Annotated in this window: 11 protein-coding genes and 1 other annotated feature; of the genes, 3 read left to right on the top strand and 8 right to left on the bottom strand. The window is 36.1% G+C overall.

The annotated features are described in order from the left end of the window. From RMR19_RS16950 to RMR19_RS16925, 6 genes are all read right to left on the bottom strand, one after another. Positions 1-1,429 (bottom strand): ABC transporter ATP-binding protein (locus tag RMR19_RS16950; RefSeq protein ID WP_310604687.1); only part of this gene is annotated, 1,429 nt, incomplete at its 3' end. 16 nt (positions 1,430-1,445) lie between these two features. Further along, a complete protein-coding gene (locus tag RMR19_RS16945) occupies positions 1,446-2,225 on the bottom strand; it encodes an ABC transporter permease (protein ID WP_310604686.1) in 780 nt (259 codons plus the stop codon). Further along, positions 2,222-3,175 carry an ABC transporter permease gene (locus RMR19_RS16940; protein WP_310604685.1) on the bottom strand — a complete coding sequence of 318 codons (954 nt, stop codon included), beginning with the start codon at positions 3,173-3,175 and terminating at the stop codon, positions 2,222-2,224. Before RMR19_RS16940 ends, RMR19_RS16945 begins: the two co-directional genes overlap by 4 nt. A 27-nt stretch (positions 3,176-3,202) precedes the next feature. Beyond that, complete coding sequence (locus tag RMR19_RS16935; protein ID WP_310604684.1) at positions 3,203-4,777, bottom strand: ABC transporter substrate-binding protein; 1,575 nt, start codon at positions 4,775-4,777, stop codon at positions 3,203-3,205. A gap of 159 nt (positions 4,778-4,936) precedes the next feature. Continuing rightward, on the bottom strand, positions 4,937-6,100 hold the full coding sequence (locus RMR19_RS16930; protein ID WP_310604683.1) for a M20 metallopeptidase family protein: 1,164 nt from the start codon (positions 6,098-6,100) through the stop codon (positions 4,937-4,939). Continuing rightward, entirely contained in the window at positions 6,091-6,792 is a 702-nt protein-coding gene (locus RMR19_RS16925) for a hypothetical protein (RefSeq protein WP_310604682.1), read from the bottom strand. The genes RMR19_RS16930 and RMR19_RS16925 overlap by 10 nt, the downstream gene beginning before the upstream one ends. 293 nt (positions 6,793-7,085) lie before the next feature. Between RMR19_RS16925 and RMR19_RS16920 the strand changes: the two genes are divergently transcribed. Then, on the top strand, positions 7,086-7,424 hold the full coding sequence (locus RMR19_RS16920; protein WP_310604681.1) for a P-II family nitrogen regulator: 339 nt from the start codon (positions 7,086-7,088) through the stop codon (positions 7,422-7,424). 198 nt (positions 7,425-7,622) lie between these two features. After that, entirely contained in the window at positions 7,623-8,861 is a 1,239-nt protein-coding gene (locus tag RMR19_RS16915; protein WP_310604680.1) for an ammonium transporter, read from the top strand. A 59-nt stretch (positions 8,862-8,920) separates the two neighbouring features. Here the strand turns inward: RMR19_RS16915 and tyrS are convergent, their stop codons facing one another. Beyond that, positions 8,921-10,174: a tyrosine--tRNA ligase gene (gene tyrS / locus RMR19_RS16910; protein WP_310604679.1), complete on the bottom strand. Its 1,254-nt coding sequence runs from the start codon at positions 10,172-10,174 to the stop codon at positions 8,921-8,923. Positions 10,175-10,250: 76 nt separating this feature from the next. Next, positions 10,251-10,520, bottom strand: a binding site (T-box leader). A 266-nt stretch (positions 10,521-10,786) separates the two neighbouring features. Between tyrS and RMR19_RS16905 the strand changes: the two genes are divergently transcribed. Next, a complete protein-coding gene (locus RMR19_RS16905) occupies positions 10,787-11,521 on the top strand; it encodes a hypothetical protein (protein ID WP_310604678.1) in 735 nt (244 codons plus the stop codon). Positions 11,522-11,611: 90 nt separating this feature from the next. Here RMR19_RS16905 and asd read toward each other — a convergent pair. Beyond that, positions 11,612-12,621: aspartate-semialdehyde dehydrogenase (asd, locus tag RMR19_RS16900; RefSeq protein WP_310604677.1), on the bottom strand; the 1,010-nt coding region annotated here is incomplete at its 5' end.

Raw genomic sequence — 12,621 nt, 5'->3', positions numbered from 1 at the left:
GAGAGATAAAGAGGTACGTCAAATCATGTTTCTCCTTTAATTCCATAAGCAAATTCAATATCTGTCGTTGAATCGTTACATCAAGTGCAGAAACCGCTTCATCAAGAATAACAAACTTCGATTGTAACATCAGCGCAACAGCAATACATACTCTTTGCCGTTGCCCGCCACTTAACTGATGCACATATCGCTGTCCAATCTCCTCAGAAAGCCCTACTTCAATTAGTTTTTCCTTCACCATCTGTTTACGCGCCTCTTTACGATATCCACCACTAATCTTTAATGGTTCTTCCAAAATCCATTGAATTTTCTTTGCTTGATTCAAACTACTATATGGGTCTTGAAATACCATTTGAGGTCGATTCTCTAGGCAAGTAAGCTCTCCTTCATATAAGGAATTCAGTCCAGCAATTGCTTTTGCAAGTGTCGATTTTCCACTACCACTTTCTCCAACAATACCAACCACTTCTCCTTGATTAATATGAAACGATGCGTGCTTCACTATCTGCTCTTTCTCACCTCTATGGATTCTACCACTCTGATAGTAGTAAATACTAAGCTTATCCACAGAAACGATCCGCTGTGGATAAGCTACTTCTGTTATACTTACTTCTTCTAGCTTTCCCTTAGCCCTCAACTTTTTTCTATTAATTGATGGTACAGCATCAATCAGTTTTTTTGTATAATCTTGCTTTGGATTCTGAAAAAGTTCATCAACCAAACCTTGCTCCACAATCTCACCATCTGCCATAACAATCGTTCTTTCACACATGGTTCTTATTACACCAAGGTCATGCGAAATCAAGATAATACTCACGCCATACTCTTCATTCATCTTCTTTAATAAATCTAAAATTTGAGCTTGTATTGATACATCCAAAGCCGTTGTAGGTTCATCTGCTATTAATAACTTAGGCTTACAAATCATCGCCATCGCTATCATAACCCGCTGACGCATCCCCCCTGATAGTTCATGTGGATATTTACTATACAGCTCCTCTGGATTACTAAAACCAACGTCAAGTAATGCTTCTATCGTTCTTTCTTTTCGATTTTTCTTTGATAAACTTGTATGAATTTCCAACATCTCACTAACTTGGTCTCCAATTCTCATAACTGGATTTAAGCTAGTCATCGGCTCTTGAAATATCATTGTTATCTCTTTTCCAAGATGAGAACGTTTTTGCTTCTTGGACATAGTAAGAAGGTTATTCCCTTCCATAATAATTTCGCCACTTGTTATTTTTGCAGAATTTTTCTGCAATCCCATTATTGACAAAGCCGTCATTGATTTACCAGAACCCGATTCACCAACGATACCTAGAATCTCTCCCTGATTCACTTGAAAGGATATGTTATTTACAACCATTTGCATAGGCTTTGTATCAGCAAAACCTATTGATAAATTCTTTACATCTAAAAGCATCATATCATATCCTTTCTTATCATTCTTCGTTAATTAAGCTGATACCTAATACTGTTATTATAATCACTACACCTGGTGCAATCGCATACCAAGGTGCTGAGAATAAATACGCTTGTGCTTCTGATAACATTCTCCCTAGACTGGCATCTGGCGGTTGAACTCCTAACCCCAGATAGCTCATTCCTGCTTCAGCAAGTACCGCATTATTAAATCCTATCGTAATTGTTGAGAACAATATTGGGCGAATATTTGGTAATATATGAACAAACAGGATACGCATATCACTTGCGCCCATTAGCTTTGCTAATTTTACATAATCCATTTCTTTCTGAACCATATATTCACTTCGTACCACCCTTGCAAAGCTTGGTATAAACACAATTCCCAGTGCCCAAATAATATTATATTTTCCAATTCCAAAGATGCTTATAATAACTAATGTTAGTAGTATACTTGGAAATGAGGTAATCCCATCGTTGATTCGCATTACTATATTGTCAACTATTCCGCCATAATACCCTGTAAATGCTCCCACTAATGTACCTACTACTGTACCTATCGCTACCGTTGCGATTGCAACAAAGAACGTTGTTCGACTCCCTTCCATAATACGACTAAGAATGTCACGTCCAAAATTATCTGTACCAAACCAGTGTGTCCAGCTTGGTGCTGTATTCTTAACTGTACCATTCATCGCATTGGGATCATACGGAGTATAGAAGATTCCTACTGCAACTAACAGTAATACAATCCCAATCAGAATCGCACCAAGTATGAAATTTATATTCTTCTTTCTCACTCGGCACCTCCCTCTTTGCTGATTCGTGGATCAATAATACGATACAATACATCTACAAGCATATTAATTACAACAACGATAGCTGCTATATATAATACAACCGCTTGTACTACCATATAATCACGATTTGATATTGCAACAACTAGTAATCTGCCCAGTCCAGGCAAGTTGAATACCTGTTCAACAATAATACTTCCTGCAAGAACATCCGCAATAACCATTCCAAGGAACGTAATAACAGGTATTAATGCATTCTTAAGAACATGTTTTAATAAGATGTCTCTCTCTGCATTTCCTTTACTTTTTGCCGTTCTTACATATTCAAAATGCATTTGCCTACGTATAGAACTTCTCAAAAATTTTACTGTCATTGCAATCTTTGGAATTGCCATTGCTATTGCCGGATATATCAAATAAGAAAAAAACATTCCTTTATCTTCACTATAACTCACAAATTTTCCCGGCACAAACCATTTTAAAATTATACCAAATACCAATGTTAATATCATTCCTAAAAAAAATGGCGGAATTGCCATCATTGTCTGTGTTAAAAACACTAAAATCCGGTCAAGAATACCGCCTTCTTTTCCTACAGATACGATTCCCAAAGGAATCGAAACTACTATAATTAATATAATCGTTATGAGAGCTAACCAAACCGTAACCGTTAATCGACTAGAGATTAATCCACTAACTGCTACATTATATTGTGAGGATTGTCCCAAATCACCGTGTAGCACATCCCCTAGCCATCTACCATAACGAATCATAATGTTATCATCTAACCCTCGTTCTTGACGCAACGCCTGAATTGCTTCAGGCGTTGCGTCCATTCCAAGAGTATTTACTGCACTATCTCCAGGGATTACTTGAAAGGCCGTAAATGTGAATATTGAGACAATGAACAATGTTATAATGAGAGTACTTATTTTTCTGATAATATATTTCACAACTTCCCCCGCCTTTCTTTCTTCACACTATTCTGCTATATAATATACTTTTGCCATATCTTGAACATATACTGGATAGAATGTATAACCTGCTAACTTCTTATTAACAGCTACAAGTAACGCTGGATCTTGGATATATGCTGATGCTGCGTCATTTGTTAAATACGTCTGTAATTGTTTATAATACGCTACTTTTTCTTCATCAACTGTACTTGCAATTGCCTTTTGGAATGTAGCATCAAACTCTGCATTGTTATAATTAATAAAATTATTCTTTGCAGTAGAAGAGAAACGTTCTACCGAATCACGTGGTGCAAGGTTTGAAGTCAAACCAATTATAGTCGATTCAAACTCACGGTTTGTATATACATCTTCCAACCAAGTGTTCCATTCTACTAATTGAATTTCTACAGTAACTCCAATCTCCTTTAATTGTGCTGCAATAACTTGTGCTGTATCAACATGATATTGATAATTCGAAGGTACTGTAATTGTGAATTTAAGAGTATTGTCATATCCAGCTTCTTTTAATAAATCTTTTGCCTTTTCTACATTATGCGCATATGTGTCTGCTAAATCCGTATTGTAATATTTGGTAAATGCAGGAAACATATTTGTATCAATAATTGTACCTCTTCCTGCTGAAAGCATTTCAATGATATTTTGACGTTCAATGGCATAACAAATTGCTTGACGTACACGAATATCATCAAATGGTGCTTTTCCGTTGTTAAGGAATAATGCTTGTACAAGATTCATACTACCTTCCTCGATATGATACGTATCCGGTAATTGTGTTGCTTGATCATCTGTTAGATAAGGGAAAACATCAATTGAACCTGCCATTAATTCCATAAATGCAGCATCCGTATTTGCTGAAATCTTAAATGTTACTTGGTCAAGATATGCTTTATCTCCCCAGTACTCTTGGTTGTTATCCATTACAAAACTTACCAATGGTGTGTACGATACGAATTTGAATGGGCCTGTCCCCATAGGTGCTGTATCTAAATCAGCATAATTCGCTGGTACAATCGAACAAATTAGATAGGCAATTAATTCTGTATCCGCATTGTTTAACACCAATTGAATTGTCTTATCATCTAGAATTTTTACTTCCATAATGTTAGAAAGCGCTGATTCCACTTTCACAGACGGATCCGTCTCCTCAAGCAAACCAGCGCAACGTTCTATAGAATATTTAACATCCTCTGCTGTTACTGCGTTACCATTATGGAACTTCACTCCATCACGAAGGGTAAATGTATATGTTTTACCATCTTCAGAAATGTGGTATTCGCTTGCAACAGCCGGAACTAAATCACCATTTTCATCAGGTTTTACTAAACCTTCATAAACATTGAATAATACTTCTTTAGTTCCTGCCGCAACTGCTTTGTGTGGGTCAAGACTATCTAGATCTTGTGTTATTCCTACTACAACTGAGCCACCATAGGTTGGCTCTTTAGAAGAGGTATCATCTGTAGTCAGCGTTTTGTTGGTATTCTTATTTGACTTATCGCCTTTACAGCCTGAAAGTGCAATTGCAAACATAAGAACAGTCAACATTAATAGGTACTTTGAAAAAAACTTCTTTTTCATACTAGCCTCCTCATCTGTCAATGACAGACTTCCCGATAATATTTCTCCCATTATTCTATTGTCGATATAATAATATAAGTTTTTTTCTTAATAAGCAAGAAAAAAGTTGGAAGTATCTAAAAAAATGCAATTATTTGAATAGTTATTCATCACTCACACTTACATTTTTTCATTAAACTTCATAATATAACCTATAAATAATTGCGCAGATATTAATACCGCTCTTTCATCAATATTAAACCGTTCATGATGGTTTGGATAATCTCTCTCAAGCTCTTCATTCCCTGCTCCTACGAATGCAAAAGCTCCCGGGATATGCTGTTGGTAGATTGAGAAATCCTCTCCTAACATCATCTTAGGGATAGAAACAATATCTTCAGAATGAAACAATTCCTTGGCTGCCTCTAACGCAGTCTGTGTTACCCTCTTATCATTCATAACAACAGGATGTAATGATCTCATATACTCTACATGAGCTGTTGTGTTATAAGTTTCTGCACTGTTATAAGCAATTCGTTTTACCGAACGCTCAATATGCTTACAATCTTTTGTTGAGAACGTCCTTGCTGTACCTTCAATAAATGCCTCACCAGATATTACATTATGCTGTGTTCCTGATACGAAATGCCCTACCGTTACTACCGCACTACTAACGGGGTCAAATTCTCTACTGACAATTGATTGCAGGTTCATAACGGTAGCCGCACCTGCAATTGTCGCATCGATACATTGCTGTGGCTTTCCTGCATGTCCCGACTTTCCAGTAATTCGTATACGGAATATATCCGATGCTGCCATTCTTGGGCCTTCTTCTATTGATACTTTACCACAAGGAATGTCTCCGAATACATGTAAACCAAATATTTCAGAAACATCATCTAAATGTCCACCATCACAAATCGCTTTTGCACCAAGGCAATTCTCTTCTGATGGTTGAAAAATCAACTTAACTGTACACTTTAGCTCATCTTCATATTTCTTCAATATAGAAGCTGCCCCTAACAGAGCTGCCATATGTGCATCATGCCCACAAGCATGCATAAGCCCATCAACGGCAGACTTATATGTAACCTCTGTTTTCTCTGTAATTTTTAATGCATCCATATCGCAGCGAAGCGCAACAACTCTAGGCCCATGTCCAATAAACCCTATCACGCCTGTCTCTGCTGCCGATATAAACGGAATTTCCATAACTGCTAATTCTTCTTTAATTCGTTTTGACGTTTCAAACTCTTGCATTCCTAGTTCTGGGTGTTTATGAAAATGTTTTCTTAGCCGGATAATATAATTACTTATTATATCTACTTCCTTCTTTATATCCATTTCTCCAACTCCTCTTTACTATAAATAGGTGCAAAATCATCACTATCTGTACAGAAGAAACCTCCATTTGCCTGAATCATAGATAAGAACCACTTTGCTACCCTCGCTTTATCTTCTTGTGCTACAGTAACTTCATATATTGCCTTAACTTTTTGTTCTTCAAGAAATTCCTTATCACTATCAGAATCAAATGATTCCATCTCACATTCTTGAAAATCAACACTTGATGCTTCTCCAAACTCGATAGAAGCAATTCCTAAGTCTGGCCAAACTTGAATCTCCATTCCCTTTTCTTCCTCAACTGAGGCAACAATTTGTTTACATGTGCACTCTGCTGTTGCCATATAGAATAGATGCATCATTGTTGGGTGGATTATCTTATTGCTCTTCTCTGCTTTCTTTACCCCAACGCTTTGACTCTTTGCCTTTACGATACTCTTACTAGCATTCTTTGTAGCTGAATTTTTATTAGTTATACTTTTGTTAAATGCATTTTTAGTCGGTTTGTTCTTTGTATTTGCATTCTTACTTGATGAACCTTTATCAATTCCTGCTTCCTTTGTAATATAGCTATCCCAATCTATTACCTGCTTGCTGTTTCCAATCTTTACCGTCCCTTGTGATGATTTCTTACTTTGTGTTGGTTTATTGCCTTGTGATGGTCTCTTACCTTTATTTGCAAATTGTTTCATATCTGAGTGTTACTCCTCTCATTGTATCTCTTGTTTTAATGTTATCTCGAAACTTAACTTATGTTAAATATAGCATATTTCTTATTTCTTGCATAGGTGTGGCTTTATTTATTGATATAAAAATACTTTCCAAATTTTTTTCTAAAACTATTTGACAAAATAAACTTTTGATGTATAATAGTCTCATAAAAACAAGGGCGTTTCTTATACATTATAAGAATCGCCTTTTTTCTTTTGTTTTTCGTGCAGAAAAACAGAAGAATGTTATTAAAGCAAATAGAGGAGGTAGTTGTATGAAGAAGCTTGAAATGATTATTAAATCTGAGAAGCTTGAAGATTTAAAAGTAATCCTTGATGATTGCAATGCTACTGGAGTCATGATAACTAATATCATGGGATATGGTAATCAAAAGGGTTACAAACAAGTTTATCGAGGCACAGAGTATAATGTGAACTTATTACCCAAGGTAAAAGTTGAGACTGTAACATCTGATGAGATTGCCGAGGATATTATCACGAAAGTACTTGAACAAATCAACACTGGCAATTACGGCGATGGAAAAATCTTCGTCTATGACGTTGAAGATGCAGTCAGAATTCGTACTGGCGAGCGTGGTGCAGAAGCGCTTTAATTCAATCTTACATATAACACATTTAAATATATTTCCCCTATTATCAATGGAGATAATTTGTTTTCACAATTCGTGATGCAAATTGTCTCTTTTTTTATATGGTAGGGATTTATAAGAGCTATTACGGTTTAGCTTTCTTATAAATTAAATGTGTACTATTTTTTGTAAGGTTAATATCCAAAAAGGGAGGATTTAACTATGGAAAATATGCAATTATTAATGGATATTATGTGGACTATGATAGCCGCATTTCTTGTATTTTTTATGCAAGCTGGTTTCGCAATGGTGGAGGCTGGTTTCACTCGTGCCAAAAACGCTGGTAATATTCTTATGAAAAACCTTATGGACTTCGTACTTGGAAGTATCTTTTTCTTCATGATTGGTTTCGCTTTAATGTTTGGTAAAGATGCTGGTGGTATTCTTGGTACTAGCGGTTTCTTTAATACACAATCATTAACCGGAGTAACAAACTTACCTCTTGGTGTGTTTATGATATTCCACACAGTATTCTGTGCTACTGCTGCAACAATTGTATCTGGAGCAATGGCGGAACGAACAAAGTTCAAAGCTTATTTGATCTATAGTGCTTGTATCAGTATATTTATTTATCCTATCACTGGTCACTGGATTTGGGGAAATGGCTGGTTATCTAGCCTTGGCTTCCATGATTTCGCTGGTTCAACTGCTGTTCACTCTGTTGGTGGTTGGTGTGCACTTATCGGTGCGAAGATTCTTGGACCTCGTATTGGAAAATACGCAAAAGACGGAAAAGTTAATGCTATTCCAGGTCATAACCTACCACTTGGTGCTTTAGGCGTATTTATCCTTTGGTTCTGTTGGTTCGGTTTTAACTGTGGTTCTACAACTTCTGCAACTACATCACTTGGTGATATTGCAATGACTACTAATCTAGCAGCGGTTGCCGCTACATTAGCTACCCTTCTCTTAACTTGGAAGCGTTATGGTAAACCTGATATCTCAATGACTTTCAACGGTACTTTAGCTGGTCTTGTTGCCATTACTGCTGGTTGTGACACCGTATCTTACTGGGGAGCTCTTATCATCGGATTAATCGCAGGTGTTGCTGTCGTATTTGCTATCGAGTTTGTAGACAAAAAACTTAAAATTGATGATCCGGTTGGTGCAACTGGTGTTCACTGGGCTTGTGGTATCCTTGGTACATTATTAACTGGTTTATTCTCTATTAATGAGGATATCGGCTTAGGTTTATTCTATGGTGGTGGTTTTGAATTCTTAGGAAAACAAATTCTAGGTGTTGTTTCTGTTGGTGCTTATACAGCAGTCCTCGCTATTATCATATTCAAGGCAATCGATAAAACAGTTGGTCTTCGTGTTACTCCTCAAGAAGAGGAAGATGGACTTGATATTCACGAACACGGAACAGGCGCATACGCTGACTTCCAAACTAAATTATAGGACTATATTCCCCATACAATTAAATGGTATGGGGAATTTTTTTGATTCCTATGTCACATTTACGCTTTCCTTACCTTCACAATCTTATTCTTCCCTACTCCTAGTACAAAACATTCTCCTTGCATAGCAAACGTAAGATTCTCTACCTTTTCTCCATCTATCTTAACTGCGTTTTGTGTTAGTAATCTACGTGCTTCACTTTTGCTCTTAGCAAAATCAACATTGCAGATTAACGTTGGTAAATCGATTTCTCCATTTTCCATAATTTCTGATTGTTCCACTATTTGATTCAGCACATACTCTTTAATATTGTCTGGTATCTCTTTTTGTTGGTACATTACTTGAAAATGTTTTTCTGCTTCTTCTGCCTTCGCAACACCATGGTATAGAGCTGTAATTTCACATGCTAAACTCATCTTAATATCTCTTGGATTTACTTCTAAACCTTCTAATTCCTTTTGGTAACGCTCTATTTCATCTGGGTGAATATCTGTTACTAATTCAAAGTAACGAATAATTAAATTATCTGGAATCATCATAACTTTACGATAGATAATATCTGCTTCCTCATTAATTCCAATGTAGTTTCCAAGACTCTTACTCATCTTCTGAACACCATCTGTTCCCTCAAGAATCGGAACAAACATAGCAATCTGGCTCTCCAAATCATAATCCTTCTGCAATGTTCTTCCCATTAAGATATTAAATGTCTGGTCAGTCCCCCCAAGCTCAATGTCTGCGCCTATATGAATGGAATCATATGCCTGCATCAATGGGTAGAAAAATTCATGCAAACCGATTGACTGTTGATTCTTATAGCGATTTGAAAAATCGTCTCTTTCTAAAATTCTTGCTACCGTTACTTTACCTGCTAAGGAAATAATATCTTCAAAATTCAATTTCTTTAACCATTCACTGTTAAATCGTACTTCTGTCTTTTCTGGGTCGAGAACTTTCATAACTTGATCCGTATATGTCTTTGCATTTGCTAATACTTCTTCCTCTGTCATTTGGTTTCTGACTTTACTTCTTCCCGTTGGGTCTCCGATTCTTCCTGTGAAATCCCCAATAATAATAACTGCTCGATGTCCCAAGTCTTGTAGTTGCTTAATTTTACGAAGTACAACCGTATGACCAAGATGAATATCTGGTGCAGATGGGTCTAACCCTAGTTTAACGATAAGTGGTTTTTGCTCCTCATAGCTTCTCTTTAGCTTCTTAAGCAAATCCTCCTCGTTAATAATCTCAAGTAACCCCTTTTGAATGATTTTGAATTGTTCCTCTGGTTGCATAGTAATTAGTTTGTTTGTCATAGAAATTTCCTTTCTGAGACATTGTATCAAGAGTTTAATAGTAACAAAAAAGCTCCCATCCTTTGCGTATATTTACACAAAGGACGAGAGCATCTATTCTCACGTGTTACCACCTTTATTCACCAATAGCATTACTACTTTGGTCTCATCAGGTACGCCATCTAAAATCATGGATTATACCCTATCAATATAACGGTTGCACCCGTCACAGCCTACTACATACACCTATGTATGATTCAGTGTGAAACTCCGAGATGTATTTCAAGATTTTCTTTTGCGCTTCTCATCAACCAGCAACTTTCTGTTAAAAGAATACTTCTTTACTTCTTCTCTTCAATGTCTTTTATCCAATATTTTATTCAAGTAATTTTGTATTACTTGTTGCAAACTATATTATATCACTTTAATTCATATGTCAATCTTATTCTGCAAATACTTCTTTTATTTTTTTATTCATATATTTTTTAGACTTTTCTTATTTTATTAGCATTCAAACTATGATACACTTATAGCTAACTAGTAATTTGTTTTTACTATCATATTATTCTTGGATAGTCCTTAATTATCTATCCGCCCAAACTTTCACAAAAATGTAGAAAAGAGGTACTAACATTGGCCAAAGAAACTAAATTAGATGATTCTGCTGAAATCTATACAAAAAGAACACAACAAACCGAACGAGAGAAAATGAGTGATATGACTTTTAAAGAGAAACGTGAATACTTCAATACGTATTATTTAAGAAAGACTATTGTTGCTATTCTCGCCGTAACATTATTAGGATATCTTCTCTATCAGACATTATCCCCTAAACCAGAAGAATTGTTGAATGTCGCTGTTGTCAATGATTATTTTGAATCTGAAAAGCTAAAAAGCTTTTTAAGTGATTTAAACACACATTTTGAAGTTGATCCTGATAATCAGAAAATAATGTTTGATTATAGTTACTATATCTCAGATACTGACGTATCGCAAAACAGTGTCAGCTCTATTCAAAAGCTGTCAACCTATATCTCTGCAGAGCAGATTGATGTTATTATTGCTGATGAGGCAAACTTTACAACCTTTATGGAGCAAGGATATTTTATTGACTTAGCTGAGCTACTTCCAGCAGACTTGTATATCGAATTAGCAGACCTCCTTTGTGAGGGAACTGTCTATGATGAGGACTTAGATGGAGTACGAACACCTCTTGAACATGGCACATACGGCCTTCGACTTGACAGTAGCAGCGGATATGCCAGCAGTGGTTCTACTATGCAAAAACCTGTTCTAGGAATTGTATGCAATACAAAAAATGCAGATAATACAATTGAATTCATTCGTTATTTATTAGAATCCAAATAAACTTATAAGATTGTTCCCTTACTGGGTGCAAGACAAAAAGCAGGCTGTACGATAGCAATTATCGTACAGCCTGTTTTTTATCTATATATATTATTTTGCTACAATATAATTTTGTGCTTTTAATAATTCCGCGATTAATACAGCTCCACCTGCTGCTCCACGTACTGTGTTGTGTGATAAACCAACAAATTTGTAATCATATACAGTATCTTCTCTAAGACGACCAATTGATACACCCATACCGTTTTCATAATCTACATCAAGTTGAACTTGAGGTCTGTTATCCTCTTCAAGGTATTGGATAAATTGTTTTGGTGCACTTGGAAGTTCTAATTCTTGTGGAAGTCCTTTAAAGTTTTTCCAAGCTTCAAGAATTTGTTCCTTTGTTGGTTTCTTATCAAAACTAACGAATACAGCCGCTGTATGACCATTTAAAACTGGTACACGGATACATTGTGTTGTAATAACCGGACCTTCTGCTTTAACGATTTGACCATCTTCAACTTTACCCCAGATTCTAAGTGGTTCTTGCTCACTCTTTTCTTCTTCTCCACCGATGAAAGGAATGATGTTTTCAACCATTTCCGGCCAATCTTTAAATGTTTTACCTGCACCTGAGATTGCTTGGTAAGTAGTTGCAACAACAACTTTTGGTCCAAACTCTTTTAATGCATGTAAAGCTGGAGTATAACTTTGGATAGAACAGTTTGGTTTAACAACGATAAAACCTTTTGTTGTTCCTAAACGTTTCTTTTGATCAGCAATTACTGCTAAATGTTCTGGATTTAATTCTGGAACTACCATTGGTACGTCTGGAGTCCATCTATGTGCACTGTTGTTTGATACAACTGGAGTTTCTGTCTTTGCATATGCTTCTTCAATTGCTTTGATTTCATCTTTTGTCATATCAACAGCACTGAATACGAAATCTACTTTGCTAGAAACTTCTTCAACTTCATTAACATTTAATACTTCTAATTTTTTAACAGCTTCTGGCATAGCTGTTGTCATTTTCCAACGGTCACCTACTGCTTCTTCATAAGTTTTTCCTGCACTTCTTGGACTAGCCGCTACTGCAACTACTTCAAACCAAGGGTGAT

The organism is Anaerosporobacter sp. (assembly GCF_031551385.1).
Taxonomy (GTDB): domain Bacteria; phylum Bacillota; class Clostridia; order Lachnospirales; family Lachnospiraceae; genus Anaerosporobacter.
This window is presented reverse-complemented; position numbering and strand designations above follow the sequence as displayed.

Excerpts from the sequence above, each read along its gene's own strand:
- RMR19_RS16930 (WP_310604683.1), bottom strand. The coding sequence starts at position 6,100 with ATGGATATAAAGAAGGAAGTAGATATAATAAGTAATTATATTATCCGG.
- RMR19_RS16915 (WP_310604680.1), top strand. The coding sequence starts at position 7,623 with ATGGAAAATATGCAATTATTAATGGATATTATGTGGACTATGATAGCC.
- RMR19_RS16920 (WP_310604681.1), top strand. The coding sequence starts at position 7,086 with ATGAAGAAGCTTGAAATGATTATTAAATCTGAGAAGCTTGAAGATTTA.
- tyrS (WP_310604679.1), bottom strand. The coding sequence starts at position 10,174 with ATGACAAACAAACTAATTACTATGCAACCAGAGGAACAATTCAAAATC.
- RMR19_RS16935 (WP_310604684.1), bottom strand. The coding sequence starts at position 4,777 with ATGAAAAAGAAGTTTTTTTCAAAGTACCTATTAATGTTGACTGTTCTT.
- RMR19_RS16925 (WP_310604682.1), bottom strand. The coding sequence starts at position 6,792 with ATGAAACAATTTGCAAATAAAGGTAAGAGACCATCACAAGGCAATAAA.